Source organism: Pseudomonas sp. PSKL.D1 (assembly GCF_028898945.1).
Classification (GTDB): Bacteria; Pseudomonadota; Gammaproteobacteria; order Pseudomonadales; family Pseudomonadaceae; genus Aquipseudomonas.
Window position 1 is genome coordinate 2,036,056 of record NZ_CP118607.1, and the last position, 24,229, is coordinate 2,060,284.

General features: G+C 58.6%; 17 protein-coding genes, 3 rRNA genes and 1 pseudogene. 16 read left to right on the plus strand and 5 right to left on the minus strand.

From position 1 onward, the window contains the following. Nucleotides 1-24: 24 nt before the first annotated feature. Nucleotides 25-306, minus strand: coding sequence for a hypothetical protein (locus PVV54_RS09025; RefSeq protein ID WP_274909591.1), 282 nt, complete (start codon nucleotides 304-306; stop codon nucleotides 25-27). Nucleotides 307-494: 188 nt separating this feature from the next. Further along, complete coding sequence (gene rhtA / locus PVV54_RS09030) at nucleotides 495-1,382, minus strand: threonine/homoserine exporter RhtA (protein ID WP_274909592.1); 888 nt, start codon at nucleotides 1,380-1,382, stop codon at nucleotides 495-497. A 552-nt stretch (nucleotides 1,383-1,934) separates the two neighbouring features. Between rhtA and PVV54_RS09035 the strand changes: the two genes are divergently transcribed. The 3 genes from PVV54_RS09035 to rrf all read left to right on the plus strand — a co-directional run bounded on the left by PVV54_RS09035 (nucleotide 1,935) and on the right by rrf (nucleotide 6,945). Further along, nucleotides 1,935-3,471 (plus strand): 16S ribosomal RNA (locus PVV54_RS09035). A 319-nt stretch (nucleotides 3,472-3,790) separates the two neighbouring features. Continuing rightward, nucleotides 3,791-6,682: ribosomal RNA gene (locus PVV54_RS09040) — 23S ribosomal RNA — on the plus strand. A 147-nt stretch (nucleotides 6,683-6,829) separates the two neighbouring features. Further along, a 5S ribosomal RNA gene (rrf, locus tag PVV54_RS09045) occupies nucleotides 6,830-6,945 on the plus strand. The 16S, 23S and 5S rRNA genes sit together here, the layout of an rRNA operon. A gap of 49 nt (nucleotides 6,946-6,994) precedes the next feature. On the opposite strand, the gene PVV54_RS09050 is transcribed toward rrf, so the two are convergent. Next, a complete protein-coding gene (locus PVV54_RS09050) occupies nucleotides 6,995-7,858 on the minus strand; it encodes a universal stress protein (RefSeq protein ID WP_274909593.1) in 864 nt (287 codons plus the stop codon). Between the two features lie 154 nt (nucleotides 7,859-8,012). Here PVV54_RS09050 and miaE point away from each other — a divergent pair, with 154 nt between their 5' ends. Then, a complete protein-coding gene (miaE, locus tag PVV54_RS09055; protein ID WP_274909594.1) occupies nucleotides 8,013-8,630 on the plus strand; it encodes a tRNA-(ms[2]io[6]A)-hydroxylase in 618 nt (205 codons plus the stop codon). A 25-nt stretch (nucleotides 8,631-8,655) separates the two neighbouring features. On the opposite strand, the gene PVV54_RS09060 is transcribed toward miaE, so the two are convergent. Next, complete coding sequence (locus PVV54_RS09060; RefSeq protein WP_274909595.1) at nucleotides 8,656-8,976, minus strand: DUF883 family protein; 321 nt, start codon at nucleotides 8,974-8,976, stop codon at nucleotides 8,656-8,658. A 126-nt stretch (nucleotides 8,977-9,102) separates the two neighbouring features. On the opposite strand from PVV54_RS09060, the gene PVV54_RS09065 reads away from it, so the two are divergent. Continuing rightward, on the plus strand, nucleotides 9,103-9,366 hold the full coding sequence (locus tag PVV54_RS09065; RefSeq protein ID WP_274909596.1) for a hypothetical protein: 264 nt from the start codon (nucleotides 9,103-9,105) through the stop codon (nucleotides 9,364-9,366). Between the two features lie 6 nt (nucleotides 9,367-9,372). On the opposite strand, the gene PVV54_RS09070 is transcribed toward PVV54_RS09065, so the two are convergent. Continuing rightward, nucleotides 9,373-9,861 (minus strand): LEA type 2 family protein, encoded by a 489-nt coding sequence (locus PVV54_RS09070; RefSeq protein ID WP_274909597.1) that lies wholly within the window; start codon nucleotides 9,859-9,861, stop codon nucleotides 9,373-9,375. A 133-nt stretch (nucleotides 9,862-9,994) separates the two neighbouring features. Between PVV54_RS09070 and PVV54_RS09075 the strand changes: the two are divergent. From PVV54_RS09075 to ahpF, 11 genes and pseudogenes are all read left to right on the plus strand, one after another. After that, nucleotides 9,995-10,501: pseudogene (locus tag PVV54_RS09075) on the plus strand (RNA polymerase sigma factor); the annotation flags it as partial. A gap of 4 nt (nucleotides 10,502-10,505) precedes the next feature. Next, nucleotides 10,506-11,378 carry a FecR family protein gene (locus PVV54_RS09080; RefSeq protein ID WP_342456611.1) on the plus strand — a complete coding sequence of 291 codons (873 nt, stop codon included), beginning with the start codon at nucleotides 10,506-10,508 and terminating at the stop codon, nucleotides 11,376-11,378. Nucleotides 11,379-11,506: 128 nt separating this feature from the next. Further along, nucleotides 11,507-13,933, plus strand: a complete 2,427-nt coding sequence (locus tag PVV54_RS09085) for a TonB-dependent receptor (protein WP_274909599.1) — start codon at nucleotides 11,507-11,509, stop codon at nucleotides 13,931-13,933. An 83-nt stretch (nucleotides 13,934-14,016) separates the two neighbouring features. Continuing rightward, a complete protein-coding gene (locus PVV54_RS09090; RefSeq protein WP_274909600.1) occupies nucleotides 14,017-15,378 on the plus strand; it encodes a UDP-glucose dehydrogenase family protein in 1,362 nt (453 codons plus the stop codon). Nucleotides 15,379-15,426: 48 nt separating this feature from the next. Beyond that, the gene (gene galU, locus PVV54_RS09095; protein WP_012273146.1) at nucleotides 15,427-16,266 is read left to right on the plus strand and encodes a UTP--glucose-1-phosphate uridylyltransferase GalU; all 840 of its coding nucleotides are present in this window, start codon (nucleotides 15,427-15,429) and stop codon (nucleotides 16,264-16,266) included. A gap of 99 nt (nucleotides 16,267-16,365) precedes the next feature. Beyond that, nucleotides 16,366-17,721 (plus strand): glutathione-disulfide reductase, encoded by a 1,356-nt coding sequence (gene gorA, locus PVV54_RS09100; protein ID WP_274909601.1) that lies wholly within the window; start codon nucleotides 16,366-16,368, stop codon nucleotides 17,719-17,721. A 199-nt stretch (nucleotides 17,722-17,920) separates the two neighbouring features. Then, entirely contained in the window at nucleotides 17,921-18,451 is a 531-nt protein-coding gene (locus tag PVV54_RS09105) for a fimbrial protein (RefSeq protein WP_274909602.1), read from the plus strand. A 65-nt stretch (nucleotides 18,452-18,516) separates the two neighbouring features. Continuing rightward, nucleotides 18,517-19,254, plus strand: coding sequence for a fimbrial biogenesis chaperone (locus PVV54_RS09110; RefSeq protein ID WP_274909603.1), 738 nt, complete (start codon nucleotides 18,517-18,519; stop codon nucleotides 19,252-19,254). 13 nt (nucleotides 19,255-19,267) lie between these two features. Continuing rightward, the gene (locus tag PVV54_RS09115) at nucleotides 19,268-21,721 is read left to right on the plus strand and encodes a fimbria/pilus outer membrane usher protein (RefSeq protein ID WP_274909604.1); all 2,454 of its coding nucleotides are present in this window, start codon (nucleotides 19,268-19,270) and stop codon (nucleotides 21,719-21,721) included. Nucleotides 21,722-21,884: 163 nt separating this feature from the next. After that, nucleotides 21,885-22,448, plus strand: a complete 564-nt coding sequence (gene ahpC, locus PVV54_RS09120) for an alkyl hydroperoxide reductase subunit C (RefSeq protein ID WP_274909605.1) — start codon at nucleotides 21,885-21,887, stop codon at nucleotides 22,446-22,448. Between the two features lie 124 nt (nucleotides 22,449-22,572). Beyond that, on the plus strand, nucleotides 22,573-24,123 hold the full coding sequence (ahpF, locus tag PVV54_RS09125; RefSeq protein WP_274909606.1) for an alkyl hydroperoxide reductase subunit F: 1,551 nt from the start codon (nucleotides 22,573-22,575) through the stop codon (nucleotides 24,121-24,123). The last annotated feature ends 106 nt before the right edge of the window (nucleotides 24,124-24,229 follow it).

A 24,229-nucleotide genomic window follows, 5' to 3' on the forward strand; every position in this document is an offset into this window, starting at 1 on the left:
GCCGCTTTCGCGGCCCTCCCTTTATTACTTGCAGATGATGATCATGCTGCGGCTGGTGTAGCCAGCCGGGTTGATACCGAACAGGTAATCGCCTGGTTCTTCATCGGTATCGCCCGAGCGGGCGATCACTCTGTAGCCGCGCGTGCTGCACGACGTAGCCGCCTTGGCGTAGCACTTGTCCCAAGAGGACGAAAGGCCCGAGCAGTTGATATGCAGGCCTTTTCTACCTTTCTTGACCTCGGTCTTGGCCGTTGCGGCGCATCCCGCCACAGCCAGGACAGCCAGGATGAGCAAAATACGTTTCATTCCTGTCCTTATGCAGGGCCGATCAGTTGTCAGCCACTGTCGTTATCGCTTCAGCTATCTCCGGGGCGCGCCCGGATTTCGTGTCCGCACAAGTAGATAGCGTGAAGATGATGATTTTGTGACAGCTTAATCAGCAGGATGGAATGCCACAATGGCTAATCCTGTTCCAAATGAAAATATTTCTCAAATCAGTCGGCCGCGACGGGGGGATTCACCTCTCTGCGCATGGACAACGTTGCGCCTATGGAGGCAGCGATGATGGCAAGGATGGCCAGCCATTGGGTGAGGCTCAGTACCTCGCCGAGGAACAGCAGGCCCGACAAGGCGCCGATGGCAGGCTCAATGCTCATAAGCGTACCGAAAGTGCGGGCAGGCATGCGGGTGAGGGCGACCATTTCCAGGCTGTAGGGCAGGGCGGTTGAGAGAATGGCGACGCCCAATGCCAGTGGGATCACCGCGGGTGTAAGCAATGCGCTGCCCGCGTGTGCAATGCCGATGGGGGCCACGAAGAGCGCTGCCACCACCACGCCCAGCGCCGCGCCCTGGATGCCATGGTCCGCGCCTGCGCGCTGGCCGAATAGAATATAGAGCGCCCAACACACGCCGGCACCCAGTGCGTAGGCTACGCCCTGCGGGTCCAGCGGCTGGCTGCCGTGCCCGACAGGGAGCAGTAGCAGGAGCCCTGCAACTGCCAGCGCGATCCACAGGAAGTCGATCGCTCGACGGGAGGCAAACAGTGCGACCGCCAGGGGCCCTGTGAACTCAAGGGCTACGGCAATCCCCAGTGGCGTCGTTTGCAGTGCCATATAAAAGAGGAAGTTCATGCCGCCCAGGGCCATCCCGTAAATGACCACATTTCGCAGCGTTCGGGCTGTGAGGCGAGCGCGCCAGGGGCGAAGAATCAGCAACATGATGATACTGGCGAAAATAAGGCGCAGCGCAGTGGTGCCTTGCGCGCCGATCAGCGGAAACATGCTTTTGGCCAGTGAGGCACCGGATTGAATCGAGGCCATGGCAATCACTAGCAGGCCTATCGGGAAAAGCGTGGAGGCCAGGCTGCGTGGCTGGTTGTTCATTTCTGTGCAACTGTCCTAGGGGATGAGGTGTGCAATATAGTGCGCAAAGGCAAGGGCGTTTGCCAGCGTATCTTTAACTTCTTCGTTTTTAAGGCTTGACGCATTTTCGAATCTCCTTATAATGCGCCCCACTTCCAGCGTAGCCGGAACGAAAAACTCCTTGTTAATCAACAGGTTGAGCGATTCGGTCGAAACTGAAAGGTTGTAAAGAGGTGGTTGACAGCGTTTTCGAATGCTGTATGATTCGCCTCCCGCTACGAGAGATCGCAGCGAGTCAAGTGTTTGAAGCTAAACGAGTTTCTCGCAAAAAACTTCAAAATAAACGCTTGACAGCAAATGAGGAAAGCGTAGAATGCGCGCCTCGGTTGAGACGAAATGCTCTTAACCAAACGCTCTTTAACAAATCGAATCAAGCAATTCGTGTGGGTGCTTGTGAGTACGGACTGATAGTCAAAAAGATTATCAGCATCACAAGTGGCCATGCGAGAAATCACATAGTCATTTGAGATTGCTGAGCCAAGTTTAGGGTTTCTTAAAAGCCCAAGCAGTATTGAACTGAAGAGTTTGATCATGGCTCAGATTGAACGCTGGCGGCAGGCCTAACACATGCAAGTCGAGCGGATGACGGGAGCTTGCTCCTTGATTCAGCGGCGGACGGGTGAGTAATGCCTAGGAATCTGCCTGGTAGTGGGGGACAACGTTTCGAAAGGAACGCTAATACCGCATACGTCCTACGGGAGAAAGCAGGGGACCTTCGGGCCTTGCGCTATCAGATGAGCCTAGGTCGGATTAGCTAGTTGGTGGGGTAATGGCTCACCAAGGCGACGATCCGTAACTGGTCTGAGAGGATGATCAGTCACACTGGAACTGAGACACGGTCCAGACTCCTACGGGAGGCAGCAGTGGGGAATATTGGACAATGGGCGAAAGCCTGATCCAGCCATGCCGCGTGTGTGAAGAAGGTCTTCGGATTGTAAAGCACTTTAAGTTGGGAGGAAGGGCAGTAAGTTAATACCTTGCTGTTTTGACGTTACCGACAGAATAAGCACCGGCTAACTCTGTGCCAGCAGCCGCGGTAATACAGAGGGTGCAAGCGTTAATCGGAATTACTGGGCGTAAAGCGCGCGTAGGTGGTTTGTTAAGTTGGATGTGAAAGCCCCGGGCTCAACCTGGGAACTGCATCCAAAACTGGCAAGCTAGAGTACGGTAGAGGGTGGTGGAATTTCCTGTGTAGCGGTGAAATGCGTAGATATAGGAAGGAACACCAGTGGCGAAGGCGACCACCTGGACTGATACTGACACTGAGGTGCGAAAGCGTGGGGAGCAAACAGGATTAGATACCCTGGTAGTCCACGCCGTAAACGATGTCAACTAGCCGTTGGAATCCTTGAGATTTTAGTGGCGCAGCTAACGCATTAAGTTGACCGCCTGGGGAGTACGGCCGCAAGGTTAAAACTCAAATGAATTGACGGGGGCCCGCACAAGCGGTGGAGCATGTGGTTTAATTCGAAGCAACGCGAAGAACCTTACCAGGCCTTGACATGCAGAGAACTTTCCAGAGATGGATTGGTGCCTTCGGGAACTCTGACACAGGTGCTGCATGGCTGTCGTCAGCTCGTGTCGTGAGATGTTGGGTTAAGTCCCGTAACGAGCGCAACCCTTGTCCTTAGTTACCAGCACGTAATGGTGGGCACTCTAAGGAGACTGCCGGTGACAAACCGGAGGAAGGTGGGGATGACGTCAAGTCATCATGGCCCTTACGGCCTGGGCTACACACGTGCTACAATGGTCGGTACAGAGGGTTGCCAAGCCGCGAGGTGGAGCTAATCTCACAAAACCGATCGTAGTCCGGATCGCAGTCTGCAACTCGACTGCGTGAAGTCGGAATCGCTAGTAATCGCGAATCAGAATGTCGCGGTGAATACGTTCCCGGGCCTTGTACACACCGCCCGTCACACCATGGGAGTGGGTTGCACCAGAAGTAGCTAGTCTAACCTTCGGGAGGACGGTTACCACGGTGTGATTCATGACTGGGGTGAAGTCGTAACAAGGTAGCCGTAGGGGAACCTGCGGCTGGATCACCTCCTTAATCGACGACATCAGCCTGCTGATGAGCTCCCACACGAATTGCTTGATTCAGATGTAAAGGCGATTAAGGTCCTGCGTGGATCTAATGCTTTTCCTGTTCAAAATTTAGAAATGAGCATTCAGTTTGAATGTTGATTTCTGACTTTTGTCAGATCGTTCTTTAAAAATTCGGATATGTGATAGATATAGACTGAACACCAGTTTCACTGCTGGTGGATCAGGCTAAGGTAAAATTTGTGAGTTCTGCTCAGTAATGAGCGAAATGCGAATTTTCGGCGAATGTCGTCTTCACAGTATAACCAGATTGCTTGGGGTTATATGGTCAAGTGAAGAAGCGCATACGGTGGATGCCTTGGCAGTCAGAGGCGATGAAAGACGTGGTAGCCTGCGAAAAGCTTTGGGGAGTCGGCAAACAGACTGTGATCCAGAGATCTCTGAATGGGGGAACCCAGCCAGCATAAGCTGGTTATCTTGTACTGAATACATAGGTGCAAGAGGCGAACCAGGGGAACTGAAACATCTAAGTACCCTGAGGAAAAGAAATCAACCGAGATTCCCTTAGTAGTGGCGAGCGAACGGGGACCAGCCCTTAAGCTGGTTTGAGATTAGTGGAACGCTCTGGAAAGTGCGGCCATAGTGGGTGATAGCCCCGTACACGAAAATCTCTTGCCAGTGAAATCGAGTAGGACGGAGCACGAGAAACTTTGTCTGAACATGGGGGGACCATCCTCCAAGGCTAAATACTACTGACTGACCGATAGTGAACCAGTACCGTGAGGGAAAGGCGAAAAGAACCCCGGAGAGGGGAGTGAAATAGAACCTGAAACCGTATGCGTACAAGCAGTGGGAGCCTACTTTGTTAGGTGACTGCGTACCTTTTGTATAATGGGTCAGCGACTTATATTCAGTGGCGAGCTTAACCGAATAGGGGAGGCGTAGCGAAAGCGAGTCTTAATAGGGCGTTTAGTCGCTGGGTATAGACCCGAAACCGGGCGATCTATCCATGGGCAGGTTGAAGGTTAGGTAACACTGACTGGAGGACCGAACCGACTACCGTTGAAAAGTTAGCGGATGACCTGTGGATCGGAGTGAAAGGCTAATCAAGCTCGGAGATAGCTGGTTCTCCTCGAAAGCTATTTAGGTAGCGCCTCATGTATCACTGTAGGGGGTAGAGCACTGTTTCGGCTAGGGGGTCATCCCGACTTACCAAACCGATGCAAACTCCGAATACCTACAAGTGCCGAGCATGGGAGACACACGGCGGGTGCTAACGTCCGTCGTGAAAAGGGAAACAACCCAGACCGTCAGCTAAGGTCCCAAAGTCATGGTTAAGTGGGAAACGATGTGGGAAGGCTTAGACAGCTAGGAGGTTGGCTTAGAAGCAGCCACCCTTTAAAGAAAGCGTAATAGCTCACTAGTCGAGTCGGCCTGCGCGGAAGATGTAACGGGGCTCAAACCATGCACCGAAGCTACGGGTATCACCTCTGGTGATGCGGTAGAGGAGCGTTCTGTAAGCCTGTGAAGGTGAGTTGAGAAGCTTGCTGGAGGTATCAGAAGTGCGAATGCTGACATGAGTAACGACAATGCGAGTGAAAAACTCGCACGCCGAAAGACCAAGGTTTCCTGCGCAACGTTAATCGACGCAGGGTTAGTCGGTCCCTAAGGCGAGGCTGAAAAGCGTAGTCGATGGAAAACAGGTTAATATTCCTGTACTTCCAGTTATTGCGATGGAGGGACGGAGAAGGCTAGGCCAGCTTGGCGTTGGTTGTCCAAGTTTAAGGTGGTAGGCTGAGATCTTAGGCAAATCCGGGATCTCAAGGCCGAGAGCTGATGACGAGTTGCCTTTAGGCGACGAAGTGGTTGATGCCATGCTTCCAAGAAAAGCTCCTAAGCTTCAGATAACTGGGAACCGTACCCCAAACCGACACAGGTGGTTAGGTAGAGAATACCAAGGCGCTTGAGAGAACTCGGGTGAAGGAACTAGGCAAAATGGCACCGTAACTTCGGGAGAAGGTGCGCCGGTGAGGGTGAAGCACTTGCTGCGTAAGCCCACGCCGGTCGAAGATACCAGGCCGCTGCGACTGTTTATTAAAAACACAGCACTCTGCAAACACGAAAGTGGACGTATAGGGTGTGACGCCTGCCCGGTGCCGGAAGGTTAATTGATGGGGTTAGCGCAAGCGAAGCTCTTGATCGAAGCCCCGGTAAACGGCGGCCGTAACTATAACGGTCCTAAGGTAGCGAAATTCCTTGTCGGGTAAGTTCCGACCTGCACGAATGGCGTAACGATGGCGGCGCTGTCTCCACCCGAGACTCAGTGAAATTGAAATCGCTGTGAAGATGCAGTGTATCCGCGGCTAGACGGAAAGACCCCGTGAACCTTTACTATAGCTTTGCACTGGACTTTGAATTTGCTTGTGTAGGATAGGTGGGAGGCTTTGAAGTGGGGACGCCAGTTCTCATGGAGCCATCCTTGAAATACCACCCTGGCAACTTTGAGGTTCTAACTCAGGTCCGTTATCCGGATCGAGGACAGTGTATGGTGGGTAGTTTGACTGGGGCGGTCTCCTCCCAAAGAGTAACGGAGGAGTACGAAGGTGCGCTCAGACCGGTCGGAAATCGGTCGTAGAGTATAAAGGCAAAAGCGCGCTTGACTGCGAGACAAACACGTCGAGCAGGTACGAAAGTAGGTCTTAGTGATCCGGTGGTTCTGTATGGAAGGGCCATCGCTCAACGGATAAAAGGTACTCCGGGGATAACAGGCTGATACCGCCCAAGAGTTCATATCGACGGCGGTGTTTGGCACCTCGATGTCGGCTCATCACATCCTGGGGCTGAAGCCGGTCCCAAGGGTATGGCTGTTCGCCATTTAAAGTGGTACGCGAGCTGGGTTTAGAACGTCGTGAGACAGTTCGGTCCCTATCTGCCGTGGACGTTTGAGATTTGAGAGGGGCTGCTCCTAGTACGAGAGGACCGGAGTGGACGAACCTCTGGTGTTCCGGTTGTCACGCCAGTGGCATTGCCGGGTAGCTATGTTCGGAAGAGATAACCGCTGAAAGCATCTAAGCGGGAAACTTGCCTCAAGATGAGATCTCACTGGGATCTTGAATCCCCTAAAGGGCCGTCGAAGACTACGACGTTGATAGGTTGGGTGTGTAAGCGCTGTGAGGCGTTGAGCTAACCAATACTAATTGCCCGTGAGGCTTGACCATATAACACCCAAGCAATTTGCGCATGCCTCTGAACAAGAAGCGCCAAATTGTGGTGGTGAAGACGAAAGACCCGAAAGTTCGCAACATCACAAATCGCATATCCGAATTCGCTAGGCTGTCCAGCTGGACATTCTGGCAACAGAATTTCTTGACGACCATAGAGCATTGGAACCACCTGATCCCATCCCGAACTCAGTAGTGAAACGATGCATCGCCGATGGTAGTGTGGGGTTTCCCCATGTGAGAGTAGGTCATCGTCAAGATTCATTTCGCAAAACCCCTATCTGCGCGAGCAGGTAGGGGTTTTGTCTTTTAGCCCTTGGCTAACTCTGCGAGGTGCGCGGTGGCTTCTTCGCTTTTCAGAACCAGCACATCGCCTTCCAGCGAATCGAGCACGACTTCGGAAGTATTCCCTATCAGGGCACCGGAAATGCCGGTGCGTGCGACCGTCCCAATCACCGTGACCACGGCTTTGTATTGTTTCTCTACATAGGGAATCAGCACATCCGCAGGTCCTTCCTCGATATGCAAACGGTCTTCAGCAATGTCGTACTCAGCCTGGAATGAGAGGCACGCTTCCCGATAGCGCTCTTCGATGGTCTCGCTGCGCTGATATACCGGATCCGAGGCAGATAACATGGGGGAGGGGTGCGCCGTGATTACATGCAGCTCACCTTTAGCCAAGCCAGCTATAGCGTAACCATGGTCGATGATGCTCGCATGCAACCGGCGATGATCGTCGTCTTGGTTACCCACATCCACTGCAGCCAGGATCACACCACCTGTCCAAGGCGTTTCACTCCTGACCATCAGCACCGCGCAGGGGCATAGACGCAATAATTTCCAGTCGCTCGGGGTAAGCAATGCTTTTTTAAGCGGGTTGTCAGGCCTATGCTCCTTGATGACCAGCTCACAACCTTCGGCCTGCTGCACATTGATGATGGATTCATGCAGGGAATCATGCCAGGCCTGCTCGTGGGTCACGTTGTCATACCCATCATCATGCAACTGACTGCTCAAAAGGCTCAGCAAAGCGCTGTGATCATGCTTCTTGTCGCACATCAACAAGTGCAGGCGAGCACCTGTCACCCCGGCAATCAATTTCGCCCGAGTCAACGCACGGCTATGTGCGTGCTCAGGGTCCAGAACCACAAGTATGCTGCGAACGGCTTGCATGGGCATGAACTCCCTTCAAAGGTGGCGATCAATGCCTGACTATAGTCGGCCACCGTTGCGCCACCGCTTGATGTACATCAAGCATAGCCACTGGCACTCCTTGGCGCCGCCGGTATAATCGCCGGTCCTGCCTGCACTGTGTGATTGCCCCTTTATGTCCCTGATCCCCGAAATCGACGCCTTCCTGGGTTGCTCCACGCCCGATGCCTGGATTGAAGCGGCGCTCGCCGACCAGGAAACCCTGTTGATCGACCACAAGAATTGCGAGTTCAAGGCTGCCAGCACTGCGCTGAGCTTGATTGCCAAATACAACACTCACCTCGACCTGATCAACATGATGTCGCGCCTGGCCCGCGAAGAGCTGGTGCACCATGAGCAGGTGTTGCGCCTGATGAAACGCCGTGGCGTGCCATTGAGGCCAGTGTCGGCGGGGCGCTATGCATCCGGCTTGCGCCGTCTGGTGCGTGCCCATGAGCCAGTGAAGCTGGTGGACACGCTGGTAGTGGGCGCGTTTATTGAGGCGCGCAGCTGTGAGCGCTTTGCAGCGTTGGTGCCGCATCTGGACGAGGAACTCGGTACTTTCTACCACGGCTTGCTCAAAAGCGAGGCGCGCCATTATCAGGGCTATCTCAAGCTGGCACATCAGTACGGGGAAGAGGCTGACATTGCGCATCGTGTAGCGCTTGTGCGTGAAGCAGAGGCCGATCTGATCCAGTCCCCGGACCAGGAGCTGCGTTTCCACAGCGGCATCCCCATGGCACAGGCCGCCTGACAGGCGACCCACACCAGGATCATCTTCAGTATCGGCGGCCCAGCAACAAGCCAATTACCAGGCCAAAACCGGCGGAAACGGCCACGGTCTGCCAAGGGTGGCCACCGATATAATCTTGCGTGGCGTCCACCACTGGTTGCGCCTTGGCGCGGACCTGGCCGGCAGCCTCGCGGGCCTGGCGCAGTTTCAGGCTGACCTGCGCGCGCAAGCTGTCCGCTTCTTCGCCCACCAGGGCAGCGCTGTCATTCAGCAGCTTTTCCGACTCTTCTATCAATGCCTGCAGTTCACTGAACACTTGGTCCTTGATCTGATCGCTGTCGGCCAGTGCGGCGGTTTTTCGGGCCATGAACACGTCCTCGTTGATGGGGTAGTTAAGCAATGGATACCCGCGCGCCGGGAAAGTTGCGATGGCTTTCCGTTACGGCACCGTCACAGTGTAAGATAGCGGCCAATTTTCACTGGCAGGTATCCCATGAGTTTCAATCTGGCCAACATGAGCTTCGAGGAACGGGCACAGATCGAGGCAGAAAAGGCCCGCTTGTTCGAGATGTGGCAGAACAATCTCGGCAAGGCCAAAGGCGAAGCGGCGCGGCTGATCGCCGAAAAGCCCCGGCGCAAGGGCAAGTGGGCCGAATGGGTCCGGGCCGAGTTGGACGCCATGTCGCCACCAGAGTACGCCGGCATGGTGCGCAGCGAAGTCAACAAGATGATGGCCGCCGCCAGCGCCAGCCGCTGAGCAACGTCACCAGGCCAGGCTGCCACCCTTGGGCAGGTCCAGCTTACCCTCGTCCGTGAACCGCACTGTACCCAGTGGGCCCCCCGCCAGTTTGCCCTTCAACACGTACGGCATGCCCTGCAGTGAATCCAGCTTGCCCAGGCCATAGGCCTGACGCAGGAATGCGAATGCCGTGATGCTGACCGGTACCGTGATCACCGCCTCGCCGTAGCGGCCGATATGCCCCCGCTGGTCGCTCACGCCAGATGCCAATGGTTGCCCATTGACGTCCAGTTTCAGTGCAATGCCGTTGTAGTCGACTGCGGTCTCGTTGGGGTTTTGCACCCGCATCTTCACCGCCATGCGCATCTCCAGCTCCTGGCCGGGAAGCGGTTCTATGCCGATCACGTTGATGGTCAGCGGGTCACGGGCCTGAAACAATGCGCAGGCACTGAGCACACACACCATCGAAAGTGCCAGCAAACAGCGAGCGTAACGGAATAGACGGGCAGCCATGGCGGTTAACCTTGTTACTTGAACGAGCCATGAGTGTGACAAAAGCACGGGAGCGTTGAAAGAAGGGGGTTAATGAATAATACTGCTTCGCATTAACGCCCGATAACACTTCCTACTGGCGATCCATCCCCTCATGCTGACGTCTCCCGTGTCCGGTCTGCTGGCAAGTTTCCAGGAGCACTACGATGACCTGCTGCAATTTCTGACCCGGCGCATGAATGACCGTCAGCGCGCTGCCGATGTGGCCCAGGAGACCTACCTCAAACTCGCGAACATCGACGAACAGGCAGTAACCGTACTGCACGCGCGTAGTTTTATATTCCGCGTCGCGGGCAACCTCGCCATTGATGCACTGCGGCGTGAACAGCGGCTGGCCGCCAGCCATGAAAGCAGCGAAGGGGCAGAGGCGGTGGCTTGCCCGGCACCGGCCCCCGAAGCGACATTGCTGGCCCGTGAACGCTTGCAGATACTGGACGAAGCGCTGCTGCAATTGCCCGACAACGCTCGGCAAGCCTTGTTGCTCAACCGCATCGAAGGCCTGACCCAGGCGCAGATTGCACAGCGGTTGGGCGTTTCGGAGAGCATGGTGGCAAAATACATCGGCCAAGCCTTGCGTCATTGTCGCGACTGGCTCAAACACAACCATGACTGATTACGCCCCCATGCAAGCACCACAGCCCATCAGTGATCTGTCCGACGATGCCATTGACTGGCAGGTGTTGCTGCATTCGGGCAATGCTTGCGCCGCAGACAGGGCCCGTTATCAGCGCTGGTGTCAGTTGAGCCCGGCCCATGCCGAAGCGGCGCGTGACGCTGAGGCGCTCTGGCAGGACATCGGTCATACACCCACCGCCCAGCATGTTCAGGCCTCCCCGGCACCGCGTAAGCGACAGTGGCTGGCCGGTATCGCTGCTTCCCTGATGCTGCTGCTGGCAGGCTACAGCGGCTGGCAGCAGGCGCCGGCGTGGCTGGCGGATTATCACACCGGCATGGGCGAGCGGCAGCGCATCACATTGGACGATGGCACCCAAGTGCTGCTCAATAGCGCCAGTGCACTCAGCGTCGCATACACCGCCACTGAGCGGCGGGTGCGCTTGCAGGCAGGGGAGGCGTTGTTCGAAACCACACCAGATGCCCGGCCATTTGTGGTCGAGACAGCACATGAGGCGGTAAGCGCGGATGCGGCCACCTTCAGTGTGCGCCGGGATGGCCAGGTGGTTTTGGCCAAAGGTGAAGCCAACGCAGGCGGCCACGCATTGGCTGTGGCGCCCGACGCCAGCGCACAAACTGCCTGGCAGCGGGGCAAGCTGATTTTCAACGGCAAGCCTCTGGGGCAGGTGCTGGCAGAGCTTGAGCGGTACCAGCACGGCCGTATTCTGTTGCCTGACAACAAGCTGGCGGCCCTGGAGGTCAGCGGTGTCTTCGACCTGAACGAGCCTCAGGCGTTGTTGCGTACCCTGGAGCAGCGCTACGGCCTCAAAGTCACTTACCTGCCGTGGTTGGCGGTGGTGCACTGAGCCAACTGTAAATAATCGGATTTTTTCAGGCCAGCACTGCAAGTTCGTGCAAGCCAGATCGTCGTAGTGGGACTGATCAGCAACCCATTCTCATTTACGACTTGTCTGGAAGCTCACTCGTGCCGCTCATGTTCAAGCCTATCCACCGCCCCGCCGGGCGTCTTCAACACGCGTTGCTGTCCTGCAGTGCACTGGCCATGCTTGCTGGCCCATTGCACGCCTGGGCCGCCACCCCGCTAAACCCTGCTGCCACACAGGCGCGTCAGGTCCAACTCGACGTGCCAGCACAGCCGCTGGACCAAGCCCTGACTGCGTTCGCCGACCAGGCCGGCCTGCACTTGCTGTACACCACGGGCGACGTTGCCGGCATGACCAGCCCTGCGCTAGAGGGCAGCTTCAGTATCGAGCAAGCCTTGCAACAGCTGTTGGGCGGCAGCGGCATGGTCTGGCAGTTCAGCGACGCGCGCACGGTCACTTTGCGCAAAGGCGGGCCGGCGCCTCAGGCCGTCAACCTCAAGCCCATCGAGGTCAGTGTTGCCTCCCGTACCAGCACGGCAATCAGCGAAATCCCCGGTACCGTCTGGGTAGTGGACCAACAGCAATTGCGCGAGCAGCTCGACAGCGGCGTAAGCCTGAAAGAGGCGATCGGCAAGTTGGTACCGGGCCTGGACCTGGCGCCGGAAGGGCGTACCAACTATGGCCAGAACATGCGCGGGCGTAACGTGCTGGTGATGATCGATGGCGTGAGCCAGAACAGCTCGCGTGGCCTTTCACGCCAGTTCGACAGCATCTCGCCGTTCAACGTCGAGCGTGTCGAGGTACTGTCGGGGGCCAGCGCGATCTACGGCGGTGGCGCAACCGGCGGCATCATCAATATTGTGACCAAAAAAGGCGAACCCGGCCCGGCGCGCTTTGAAACGCAGTTGGGCGCCAGCAGCGGCTTCAACAACAGCGACGACCTGGCCACCCGGTTTGCCCAGTCGATCAGCGGTGGCAACGAGCAGGTCAACGCTCGCCTGGGCATTTCTGGCGAACAGAACGAGGCCTTTTATGACGGGGCCGGTGACCAGATCTTCATCGACAACACCCAGACCGACCTGCAATACAACCGCACGATTGATGTGCTTGGCACCCTCGGGCTGAAGCTCTCGGACGTACAAAGCCTCGACCTGCTGGCCCAGTACTACGACTCCGGCAACCACGGCAGCACGGGTATCTACTTCCCCAACCTCAACCACAACGCTCCGTCCGACCTGGAAGATGCCGAGCTGCGTAGCGGCTATTCCTCGGACCTGGAACCACGTACCCGGCGCCTGCTGCTGAACACCAACTACCACCATGCCGATGTACTGGGGCAGGACTTCTACCTGCAAGCGTCCTACCGCAAGGAAGATGACAATTTCTACCCGTTCCCGTATTACAACCGGGCGACCCCGACCGGCTCGAAGGGCGTTTACTTCGCGGCGTCGCAACAAAATTTCGAAGTAACCAGCCTTAAGGGCCTGTTCGCCAAGCAATGGGACGCATTGAAACTGACCTACGGCGTGGATCTTGATCGTGAGCGCTTCAACGCCGAGCAGACCACCTTCGACGCGCTTGCCTCGTCTGACAGTGGTGGCCTGGAGATGGACAAGGCCAGCAAGGCGCCACGCTACCCCAGTTACCGGGTCGATGGCGTTTCGATTTACGCCCAGCTGGATTGGCATGCCACTGACAACCTGACCTTTTCCGGTGGTGCCAGGCGCCAGCAGATGGATGTGGACGTCAGCGATTTCAAAGGGGTACCCGGCGGCAGCAACGATTACCAGGTCAACCTCTACAACATCGGCGCCATCTACGACTTCAAGAATGGCCACCAAGTCTGGACCAACTACGGTGAAGGCTTTGACCTGCCTGACCCGGCCAAGTACTACGGCAAGCCAGGGTTGAGCGTAGCCGACAACCCGCTGGCCGGCATCAAGAGCCGGCAGGTGGAACTGGGCTGGCGATACGCCGACCTGGACTGGGACGCGCAGGCCGCGCTGTACTACATCTGGTCCGACAAGATCATCAACGTCGACTCGCAGACGCTGACCATCAATGTGCAAGACCAGAAGAGTCGCGATTTTGGGTTTGAAGGCGCCCTGACCCGGCACTTCCAGAGTGGCTGGGAGGCTGGCGGCACGCTGCACCTGACCCGCTCCGAGGAAGAGGACACCGAAGGCGGCTGGATCAAGCGTGATGCCCGCTATGCATCGTTGTCAAAAGCCACCGGCTTCATCGGCTGGAAAGCGGACGGCCGCAGTGCGCGGCTGCAGGCCAACCACGCGTTCAGCCTGAAGGATGACGCTGACCACGAAATCGACGGCTACACCACCTTTGACCTGCTGGGCAGCCAAGAGACGGGCTTCGGGACCTTCAGCGCCGGCATTCAAAACCTGCTGGACAAGCAGTACAGCACTGTATGGGGGCAGCGGGCAACGTTGTTCTATGCACCCACCTACGGGCCGGCCTACCTGTATGACTACCAGGGCCGCGGGCGTACCTACACACTGACCTGGAGCATGGCGTACTGATTCACTCAGCCTGATGGCCTGTCATGCCCCTGCAATCACTGCCGAGTAGCAATGTCCGCTAACCGTTAAACAGGAGCGCGGCCATGGAACTGTGTGTGATCGGGGCAGGGTATGTGGGGCTGGTGACGGCGGCCTGCTTTGCCGAAATGGGCAACCGCGTCGTGTGCCTTGAGCGCGACGCGCACCGCCTGGCCCAGTTGCGCCAAGGCCTGTGCCCGATCCATGAACCCGGCCTGCAGGTGTTGCTGCAGGCCGGGATGCAGCGCGGGGTACTGAGCTTCAGCGATGACTGGCAAGCGTCACTGGCCAATGCTCAGGTGGTGTTCGTCGCCGTCGGCACCCCCAGCCACGAAGACGGCTCGGCTGACTTGCAGCATGTGCTGGCCGTGGCCGACAGCCTGGGCCAGCATCTTTCTCATAGCTGCCTGGTGGTGAACAAATCCACCGTACCGGTCGGCACCGCCGAACGTGTAGCCACGCACATACGGCAAGGCCTTCGCGCTCGCGGGGCGGCAGGGGCCATCGACGTGGCAAGCAACCCGGAATTTCTCAAGGAAGGCAGTGCAATCGACGACTTCATGCGGCCAGACCGCATTATCGTTGGCACCAACAGCCAGGTCGCTGCCCAAACCCTGCAGCGGCTTTACGCCCCCTTTGTGCGTAATCGCGAGCGCATTCTGGTGATGGCGCCACGCGCCGCCGAGTTCACCAAATATGCGGCCAATGCTTTTCTCGCCACCAAGATTTCCTTCGTCAACGAATTGGCCGGGCTCTGCGCACAGCTGGATGTGGACATCGAACAGGTACGCAGGGGCATCGGCAGCGACCGGCGCATCGGCAGCCACTTCATCTACGCCGGTTGCGGCTATGGCGGCTCCTGTTTCCCAAAGGACGTACGTGCTCTGATACGCACTGCCGAACAGCACGGTTACACGCCCGCCATCCTGCAGGCGGTACAGGCGCGCAACGAACAGCAGAAAACCTGGCTGTTCAACGCCTTGCAACAACATTTTGGCGGTTTTTTACGCGGGCGGGTGGTCGCGCTGTGGGGGCTGGCATTCAAACCAGGCACCGATGACTTGCGCGAAGCACCCAGCCTGGTGTTGCTCGACGCCCTGTTGGCGGCAGGTGTAAGGGTGCAAGCCTGCGACCCGGCGGCACTGGCCGGTATCGCCGAGCGTTATCCGGTTGCCTTGACCAACGGCCAATTGAAGTTGTGCGACGACCCCTACGCCTGCGTAGAGGGCGCCGACGCGCTGGTACTGGTGACTGAATGGAAGCAGTTCCGCCAACCGGATTTCCCGCGTGTACGGGGCTTGATGCGCATGCCGGTGGTATTCGACGGGCGTAATATTTACGATCCATCGGAACTATCTACACTGGGTTATCTCTATCATGGCATCGGTCGGCCGCCGGTGGGGCATTGTAAGGTGACCGCCGCCTGATTAGACTGCGCCGAATTCCACACGCCCAGCCTTTGTTTAAGGACGTATATGATCAAGAAATGCTTGTTCCCGGCAGCCGGCTACGGCACCCGCTTCCTGCCTGCTACCAAAGCCATGCCCAAGGAAATGCTGCCGGTGGTCAACAAGCCACTGATTCAGTATGGCGTTGAAGAGGCACTGGATGCCGGTCTGAACGAGATCTCCATCGTTACTGGCCGCGGCAAGCGCGCGCTGGAAGACCACTTTGACATCAGCTACGAGCTGGAAAACCAGATCAAGGGCACCGACAAGGAAAAATACCTGGTCGGTATTCGCCGCCTGCTCGACGAGTGCTCGTTCTCCTACACCCGCCAGACCGAAATGAAAGGCCTGGGCCACGCCATCCTCACCGGCCGCCCGTTGATTGGCGACGAGCCGTTCGCCGTGGTACTGGCGGACGACCTGTGCGTCAACCTCGAAGGTGACGGCGTGCTGGCGCAGATGGTCGCGCTGTACAAGAAGTATCGCTGCTCGATCGTCGCCATCCAGGAAGTCGATCCGCAGGAAACCAACAAGTACGGCGTCATTGCCGGTGAAGAGATCAAGGACGGCATCTTCCGTGTCGACTCCATGGTCGAGAAACCGAAGCCAGAAGATGCACCATCGAACCTGGCAATCATCGGCCGTTACATCCTGACCCCGGATATCTTCGAGAAGATCGAACAGACCGAGCCGGGCAAGGGTGGCGAGATCCAGATCACCGACGCGCTGATGAAGCAAGCGGCCGAAGGTAACGTGATCGCCTACAAGTTCAAGGGCAAGCGTTTCGACTGCGGTGGTGCCGAAGGCTACATCGAGGCGACCAACTTCTGCTTCGAAAACTTCTACAAGGCTGGCAAGGCTTACTGATAAGCCCTGTTGGTCATAGAGAGCCACCCTTCGGGGTGGCTTTTTTGTATGCGGCGCCCAACGGCGTTATGCTGGCCGCCTGCCTAGGAGAGTGAATACATGGCCTACGATTTTGATCTTTTCGTGATTGGTGCCGGGTCCGGCGGTGTGCGCGCGGCGCGTTTCGCTGCAGGCTTTGGTGCAAAAGTGGCAGTGGCCGAGAGCCGCTACCTGGGCGGCACCTGCGTCAACGTCGGCTGTGTGCCCAAGAAGCTGCTGGTGTACGGCGCTCATGTCGCGGACGAACTGGAACAAGCCGCCGGTTACGGCTGGAGCCTGGAAGAGGGCCATTTTGACTGGGGCACGCTGATTGCCAACAAAAACCGCGAAATCGAGCGGCTCAACGGCATTTACCGCAACCTGCTGGTCAACAGCGGCGTAACGCTGCTGCAGGGCCATGCACGTATTACCGGCGATCACGAAGTGGAAGTGGACGGCCAGCGCTACAGCACCGAACGCATCCTGATCGCCACCGGTGGCTGGCCGCAAGTGCCGGACATTCCGGGCAAGGAACTGGCCATCACGTCCAACGAGGCGTTCTACCTCAAAGCCCTGCCGCGTCGTGTACTGGTGGTGGGGGGCGGGTACATCGCGGTCGAGTTCGCCGGCATCTTCCAGGGCCTGGGCGCCGACACCACGCTGGTTTACCGCGGCGAGCTGTTCCTGCGCGGGTTCGACGGTTCGGTGCGTATGCACCTGAAGGAAGAACTTGAAAAGCGCGGCCTGAACCTGCAGTTCAATGCCGACATCCAGCGCATCGACAAACAGGACGACGGCAGCCTCAAGGCCACCCTCAATGATGGCCGTGAACTGGTCGCTGACTGCATCTTCTACGCCACGGGCCGCCGCCCGATGCTCGACAACCTCGGCCTGGAAAACACCGGCGTTGAGCTGGACCCGCGTGGGTTCATCCGCGTCGACGATCAATACCAGACCACCGCACCGTCGGTCCTGGCCATCGGTGACGTGATTGGCCGCGTGCAGCTCACCCCGGTGGCGCTGGCTGAGGGCATGGCCGTGGCGCGGCGCCTGTTCAAGCCTGAGCAGTACCGCCCGGTGGATTACCAGAACATCCCCACCGCGGTGTTCAGCCAGCCGCCGATCGGCACCGTTGGCCTGACCGAAGAGCAGGCGCTGGCTGCGGGACACAAGGTCCAGATCTTCGAGAGCCGTTTCCGCGCGATGAAGCTCACCCTTACCGACATTCAGGAAAAGACCCTGATGAAGCTGGTGGTGGATGCCGACACCGACAAGGTGCTGGGTTGCCACATGGTCGGGCCTGATGCAGGCGAGATCATTCAGGGGCTGGGTGTGGCCCTCAAGGCCGGTGCCACCAAGCAACAGTTCGACGAAACCATCGGCGTACACCCCACTGCCGCCGAAGAGTTTGTCACGATGCGAACAGTGACCCGCTGAGGCATTTGGCGAGGAAACATGACCCTGAATTCACCGGGCCATGTTTCCTACAGATGTAGTGGCTGTTTCCGTTGTCTGACTGTTGAGTCACCCTGCATTTTTGCTGTGTCACCTTTCTGATACTGCACCGCGCCGCACAGAGCGGTTGCCGCCTGGCATCGAATGCCAGGCGCCACTTATCAGAACTTGAAAGGTGACTATGAACACTTTCTCGAAAACCTTGCTTGCCAGTTGCTGTGTTTTGCTCGCTGGCGTTTCAACGGCGCAGGCCGATTACGGCGAAATCAGCCTGTCCGGGCGCGTACTGGCGCCAACCTGCACCATCAACGGCGGTAATGGCAACCTGCCTGTCAGCCTGCCGGACGTGAATGCGGCACGGCTGGTGAACCCAGGGCAAACCGAAGGCCCGACGCCGTTTGTGTTGAATCTCAGCAACTGTTCCCCCGGTATCTCGCGGGTGTCGACCTATTTCGAGCCTGGCGCAACGATCAGCCCGGAAGGCCGCTTGATTGTCGACGCGGGCGGTAGCACCAATGTACAGGTGGAGCTGCTCAACGACACCCAGGCACCGATGAACCTGGCTGCCCCCAAGGGTTCCCAGAACTCTCAGGTGGTAGCGATTGTGGGCGGCAATGCAACGCTGAACTACACCGCACGTTACTACTCCACAGGCGCAACTACCCCCGGGCTGGTGACCACCCGCGTGCAGTACTCGCTGGACTACCCGTGACATCCCTTTAAAAAGGCAGCCCGTTCCAGGGCTGCTTTTTCTTTAGCCTTCTGAGCACAACCATCATGCATTTGTCTTTCAACGCCTTGCTGCGGGGCGCGGTGCTGGCTGCCTGTCTGGTATCGCCACACGTTGCCGCGAGCGTGGTTATCGCCACCACTCGGGTAGTGTTCCCGGCCGATCAGTCAGAAGTCACCGTCAAGTTGAGCAATGTCGGGACTACGCCCTCGCTTGTTCAGGCTTGGGTCGACGATGGTCGCCCGCAGGATCCACTGAACGATCTGCAAGTCCCGTTCAGCGTGATGCCCGCCATGTTTCGCCTGGACGCAGGCAAGGGGCAGAGCTTGAGGGTTTTCCACGAGGGCGGCGCCATGCCTGTTGACCGTGAAAGCCTGTTCTGGCTGAACGTGCTCGAAGTACCACCCAAAGGTGTGGGCAATGCTCTGCAGGTGTCGCTGCGCTCACGTATCAAATTGCTTTATCGCCCTGACGGCCTGCAGGGCAAGGCCGTTGACAGCCACCGTTCGGTCACATGGCAATTGCTCCGCGAGGGTGAACGTTGGGTGTTGAAGGCTACCAACAATGGCCCCTTCGTAGTCAATCTGGCCAGTTTGTCGTTGCAGCACAACGGTCAGCCGCCGCAGACGCTGGACCCTAGCCACGTGTTGCCGTACTCCAGCTCCCGTTTCCAGGTCGGGCGCCTGGCAGGTCAGGCTTCCATCATGCTGCGTTATGCGTTCATCGATGATTACGGTGCGGTGCGTGAAGCACCCGAGCCTGTGACTGTGCGTCAGGCAGACTAGGGCGCGCTGCACGATGCACTTCAAGTCCACCAGGGGTAACTCCTACCGTTATGCCGTCGCGGCTCTGCTGGGCGGGCACCTGGCAAGCCCTGTGGCTGCCGTTGAGTTTGATGCTGGATCGCTGAGGGATGGGACGTCACGCGACCTGCACCGTTTCGAAAAAGAGGAAGTGGTACCCGAGGGCACCTATACCTTCGATGTGACGCTGAATGAGCGTTGGATAGGCCGCCATCGAGTACCGCTGCAGGCGCAGGGGCACCCGGTGGCGGCCCCGTGTTACAGCGAAGCACTACTGAAAACCTTGGGTGTGGACCTGCGTCGGCTCAGCCGTGAAACCCGCCAGCAACTGGCCCGTGAAGGGGCCTGCGCAGCATTGGCGGTCATTGAACCGCAGGCCAATGAAACCTTGGATTTCGGTAACCTGGCACTGCACCTGGTGGTCCCGCAACAAGCGTTGTTGCGCCTGCCAAGCGGATACCTGCCCCCTGAAAACTGGGACAGTGGCGTTACAGCCGGCTTTTTCGACTATCGCTTGAACCTCTACGACCAGAAAAACCTGGATCAGGGCGAGACGATTCGCCAGGGTTACCTGGGTGTGCGCATGGGCATCAACACCGGGCCGTGGTACTGGCGCCACGAAGGCGGTTATCAAGTTGGCCAAACTTCCCGCTATCAGCCCATGACCACCTCGGTCCGGCGGGACATTCCCGGTTGGTCCGCGCAGTTGACGCTCGGTGATGGCTACAGCGGAGCAGGCGTGTTTGAGGGTAGTGCCATGCGCGGCGTGCTGCTGGCCAGTGATCCGCGCATGCTGCCTGAAGAGCAGCGCGGTTTTGCCCCGGTGGTGAGGGGCGTTGCCAACAGTGTGTCGCTTTTGAGCATTCGCCAGCGCGGGGTGCTGCTGCATGAGTCGACTGTGGCACCTGGGCCTTTCGAGGTGGACAACCTGTATGCCAGCGGCCTGAACGATGACCTTGAAGTAACCCTGCGCGAGGCTGATGGTCGCGTGCGCACGTTCTTTCTGCCTTATGGCGCAGCGCCACTGGCACTGCGCCCGGGTGTCAGCCGTTTTGAGTTGGGCAGCGGCGCTTGGCGTGATGCACTGGGGCAAACGGGGCCAGGTTTTGTGCAGGGGAGCTGGCAGCAGGGCCTGAGCAACCATTTCAGTGTTCACGGCGGTACCTGGGTTGCCGAGGACTACCTGGCCAGCGCCATGGGCGTTGCCATCAACAGTGCATTCGGGGCCATCGGGCTGACGGGGTTTCACGCCAGTGCTGCGCCAGCCGAGTCTTATCAAGCCCGTGGCCAGGCTTGGCGCCTGAGCTGGCGACAACGCCTGAGCGCCACTGCGACCGACCTGAGTGCGACCCTCACGCGCAGCACAGGGCCTGATTACTACAGCTTCAATGACTTTGCCCGGGTGAACGCCGGTGAGCGTGTCGACCCGCTGCACTGGCAACTGGGCCTGGGGCTTGAGCAGCAACTGGGGGAACGCGCAGGCCGCTTCAGCCTCAGTGCCAGCCTGCGCCAGAACCATGTGGGCAGTAGCAACAAAAGTTACACGGCCGGTTACAACAATCACGTCGGAGCACTCAGCTACGGCATCACGTTCAGCCGTGAATTGCGCAACACTGGGGAGCCTTTCCAAACTGTCATGTTCAATGCCAGCCTGCCCTTGGGCGAGCGCCGACGGTCTTCGTTAAGCGCCACCCACAGCACCGATTCACGGGGTCAGGGCAGGTCCAATCTGCGCTGGAGCGGCACTGCAGGTGATCACGGGCAGTGGGGCCATGGCCTGGCACTGGTGCGCCAGGACGGTGAACAGGCAAGCAGTGGCTACGATGCCAATGTGCTGCACCGCAGCGCCAGCGGCGAATTGATGGCCAGCGTATCGGGTGGGCGCGGCTATCGCCAGGCAACGCTGGGGGCGAACGGGGCGCTGGTGGCTCATGCTGGCGGTGTCATCGCCGCGCCACCGCTGGGCGAAAGCTTTGCCATCGTGCACGCTCCGCACGCTGATGCCGCCCGCATCCGTCAGCATGTCAACGTGCAGCTTGATCGCCGTGGCTATGCGGTGGTGCCAGCGCTGTCCCCCTACACCATCAACACGGTGGAGCTTGACCCCAAAGGCATGTCGCGTGACACCGAACTGCTTCTGGCTGCCCAGTCGGTGGTGCCGCGCGCCGGCGCAGCCACGCTGTTGCATTACCCCACCCGCAGCGGCCGTGAAATCGTCCTGCAAGCCCGTTTGAAGGACGGTACGGCGTTGCCGTTTGGCGCTCAGGTGCTGGATGCCCAGGGTAATGAATTGGGCATGGTTGGCCAGGGCAGCCGCCTTTATGTGCGCACCCATGACACCGCCGGCACGCTCAGGGTGCAGTGGGGGCGCGGCGACGATGAGCAATGCGTGGTTGCCTACGATGCCGGTGCAGCGGCAACACGGTCGGCGCTGGCCTGCGGCGGTTGAACGGGTGTTGAAATCAAAAAAGCTATCGAAGCGGTGAGCTTATAGCCAAAACCAATCAAGAGCATGAGGTTTGCCAATGAGCCTTCGTGGCGACCAGCGGTTAGGATTCTCTCCGTCAACAGATTTCAACCCTGAATTCAAACCCCCTGAAGGAGCGTCTCTCATGCCTATCATCAACAGCCAGGTCAAACCGTTCAACGCCACCGCCTACCACAAAGGCGAGTTCGTGCAGGTCAGCGAAGCCGACCTGAAAGGCAAGTGGTCTGTCGTGTTCTTCTACCCGGCCGACTTCACCTTCGTTTGCCCGACCGAACTGGGCGACCTGGCCGACAACTACGCCGAATTCCAGAAGCTGGGCGTGGAAATCTACGGTGTGTCCACCGACACCCACTTCACCCACAAAGCCTGGCACGACACTTCGGACACCATCGGCAAGATCCAGTACCCGCTGATCGGTGACCCTACCCACATCATCTCGCGCAACTTCGACGTGCTGATCGAAGAAGCAGGCCTGGCCGATCGCGGTACCTTCGTGATCAACCCGGAAGGCCAGATCAAGATCGTCGAACTGAACGACGGTGGTGTAGGCCGCGATGCCGCCGAGCTGCTGCGTAAAGTGAAAGCTGCCCAGTACGTGGCCGCTCACCCAGGCGAAGTTTGCCCGGCCAAGTGGAAAGAAGGCGAAGCCACCCTCGCGCCGTCGCTGGACCTGGTCGGCAAGATCTAAGGCCATGTGCAAGTCGTGGGCGGTAGCCAGCCGCCAAAGCTGAAGTAGTTACCGCCCCGTAAAGCGCCCGGGCGACCTCGCCTGGGCGTTTTTGTATCCGAGTTTTGAAAAAGGAATCGCCCGTATGTTGGACGCCACGCTTAAATCGCAACTGAAAACCTACCTGGAGCGGGTCACCCAGCCGATCGAGATCGTTGCCTCCCTCGACGACGGCGCGAAGTCCCGCGAATTGCACGACCTGCTGGCGGAAATCGCCGGCCTGTCGAACCTCATTACCTTCAGCGCGGACGGCACCGACGCACGTCGCCCCTCGTTCTCGCTGAACCGCCCGGGTGCCGACATCAGCCTGCGCTTCGCCGGCATCCCCATGGGCCACGAATTCACCTCGCTGGTGCTGGCGCTGCTGCAAGTGGGTGGCCACCCGTCCAAGGCCAGTAGCGAGGTGATCGAGCAGATCCAGGCGCTGGAAGGCGAGTTCACCTTCGAAACCTACTTCTCGCTGTCGTGCCAGAACTGCCCGGACGTGGTCCAGGCGCTCAACCTGATGGCGGTGCTCAACCCTAATGTGCGCCATGTGGCCATTGACGGTGCGCTGTTCCAGGATGAAGTCGAAAGCCGCAAGATCATGGCGGTGCCGAGCATCTACCTGAACGGCGAAGTGTTTGGCCAGGGCCGCATGGGCCTGGAAGAAATCCTCGGCAAGATCGATACCAATGCCGGTGCCCGCCAAGCGGAGAAAATCAACGCCAAGGACGCCTTCGATGTGCTGGTGGTTGGCGGTGGCCCAGCCGGTGCCGCCGCAGCCATCTATGCCGCGCGCAAAGGCATCCGCACCGGCGTGGCCGCCGAGCGTTTCGGTGGGCAGGTGCTGGATACCCTGGCCATCGAGAACTTCATCTCGGTGCAGGAAACCGAAGGGCCGAAGCTGGCCACGGCGCTGGAAGAGCACGTCAAGCAGTACGACGTCGACATCATGAACCTGCAGCGCGGTGAAGCGTTGATTCCGGCCACCGACGGCGGCCTGCACGAAGTGCGCCTGGCCGGTGGTGCCTCGCTCAAGGCCAAGACCGTGATCCTGGCCACCGGTGCCCGCTGGCGCGAAATGAACGTGCCGGGCGAGCAAGAATACCGCGCCCGCGGTGTGGCCTACTGCCCGCACTGCGACGGCCCGCTGTTCAAGGGCAAGCGTGTGGCGGTGATTGGCGGGGGCAACTCTGGCGTGGAAGCGGCCATCGACCTGGCCGGTATCGTCGCCCAGGTGACGCTGATTGAGTTCGACAGCCAGCTGCGCGCCGACGCCGTGCTGCAGCGCAAGCTGCACAGCTTGCCGAACGTGAAGGTGATCAGCAGTGCACTCACCACCGAAGTGGTGGGTAACGGTGAGAAAGTGACCGGCCTGCGTTACAAGGACCGCACCACCGACGAGCTGCATGACCTGGCGCTGGAAGGCATCTTCGTGCAGATCGGCCTGCTGCCGAACACCGATTGGCTCAAAGGCACGGTCGAGCTGTCGCCGCGTGGCGAGATCATTGTCGATGCCAAGGGCGCGACCAACATCCCGGGCGTGTTTGCCGCGGGTGACGTGACCACCGTACCGTACAAGCAGATCGTGATTGCGGTGGGTGAGGGTGCCAAGGCTTCGCTGGCGGCGTTTGACCACCTGATCCGTGCGTAAGCCTGCACTGGCCATTCGCGGATGAATCCGCTCCTACAGATAGTGTGGTATCCCTGTAGGAGCGGATTTATCCGCGAAGGGCCGGCACAAGCAAAGCATTACCTGA

Coding starts and splice junctions, on each gene's coding strand:
- PVV54_RS09085 (WP_274909599.1), top strand. CDS start 11,507: ATGTTCAAGCCTATCCACCGCCCCGCCGGGCGTCTTCAACACGCGTTG.
- PVV54_RS09115 (WP_274909604.1), top strand. CDS start 19,268: ATGCACTTCAAGTCCACCAGGGGTAACTCCTACCGTTATGCCGTCGCG.
- PVV54_RS09050 (WP_274909593.1), bottom strand. CDS start 7,858: ATGCAAGCCGTTCGCAGCATACTTGTGGTTCTGGACCCTGAGCACGCA.
- PVV54_RS09025 (WP_274909591.1), bottom strand. CDS start 306: ATGAAACGTATTTTGCTCATCCTGGCTGTCCTGGCTGTGGCGGGATGC.
- PVV54_RS09110 (WP_274909603.1), top strand. CDS start 18,517: ATGCATTTGTCTTTCAACGCCTTGCTGCGGGGCGCGGTGCTGGCTGCC.
- PVV54_RS09080 (WP_342456611.1), top strand. CDS start 10,506: ATGACTGATTACGCCCCCATGCAAGCACCACAGCCCATCAGTGATCTG.
- PVV54_RS09090 (WP_274909600.1), top strand. CDS start 14,017: ATGGAACTGTGTGTGATCGGGGCAGGGTATGTGGGGCTGGTGACGGCG.
- ahpC (WP_274909605.1), top strand. CDS start 21,885: ATGCCTATCATCAACAGCCAGGTCAAACCGTTCAACGCCACCGCCTAC.
- ahpF (WP_274909606.1), top strand. CDS start 22,573: ATGTTGGACGCCACGCTTAAATCGCAACTGAAAACCTACCTGGAGCGG.
- miaE (WP_274909594.1), top strand. CDS start 8,013: ATGTCCCTGATCCCCGAAATCGACGCCTTCCTGGGTTGCTCCACGCCC.
- galU (WP_012273146.1), top strand. CDS start 15,427: ATGATCAAGAAATGCTTGTTCCCGGCAGCCGGCTACGGCACCCGCTTC.
- PVV54_RS09105 (WP_274909602.1), top strand. CDS start 17,921: ATGAACACTTTCTCGAAAACCTTGCTTGCCAGTTGCTGTGTTTTGCTC.
- rhtA (WP_274909592.1), bottom strand. CDS start 1,382: ATGAACAACCAGCCACGCAGCCTGGCCTCCACGCTTTTCCCGATAGGC.
- PVV54_RS09065 (WP_274909596.1), top strand. CDS start 9,103: ATGAGTTTCAATCTGGCCAACATGAGCTTCGAGGAACGGGCACAGATC.
- PVV54_RS09070 (WP_274909597.1), bottom strand. CDS start 9,861: ATGGCTGCCCGTCTATTCCGTTACGCTCGCTGTTTGCTGGCACTTTCG.
- gorA (WP_274909601.1), top strand. CDS start 16,366: ATGGCCTACGATTTTGATCTTTTCGTGATTGGTGCCGGGTCCGGCGGT.
- PVV54_RS09060 (WP_274909595.1), bottom strand. CDS start 8,976: ATGGCCCGAAAAACCGCCGCACTGGCCGACAGCGATCAGATCAAGGAC.